Here is a 420-nt window from a genome sequence, read left to right as displayed (position 1 = left end):
CGTCAAGATCGGCGCAGACTGCGCCAACGGTCTTCTCAAAGGCTACGAACTGCCGTCCGAAGCCGCTCTGCTGCGTCTCTCCCGATACTGCCGCGTATCCGAGACCGACTGGCGCTCGATCCCGTACGACTTCCTCTTTGCAGCGGGCTTGGAAGCCACAGTCTTCGACCGTCTGGAGCCTCTGCAGCTTCTCGATAAGCTCGGCGGCGTCGTGTCTGCCACGAGGGAGGAGCGCAAAGCGCTCGAATGGTGGCTTCTCATCGGCGTCGAACGCACGAAGCTCTTCTCTGACGATGACCGTGTACGCGATGCGCGTCTTGAGCGCATCATGCGCGTGCTGCGCCGGGATGACCGCGGCGAAGAATGCAATGCATAGCGGCCATTCTCAAGCTCCTCGAAAAACTCGTGGCGACCCAGCGT

At 61.4% G+C, this 420-nt stretch carries 1 protein-coding gene; it reads left to right on the top strand.

Annotated features, from left to right (window positions below; all coding sequences use genetic code 11):
- On the top strand, nt 1-376 hold a 376-nt coding region (locus H6A60_RS12685; RefSeq protein WP_205105206.1), incomplete at its 5' end, for a hypothetical protein.
- Nucleotides 377-420: the final 44 nt, after the last annotated feature.

It is taken from the genome of Sutterella massiliensis, assembly GCF_016899755.1.
GTDB classification, from domain to species: Bacteria; Pseudomonadota; Gammaproteobacteria; order Burkholderiales; family Burkholderiaceae_F; genus Sutterella; species Sutterella massiliensis.
Note: the sequence above shows the minus strand (reverse complement) of the source record. Positions and strands in the feature narration are given on the sequence as shown.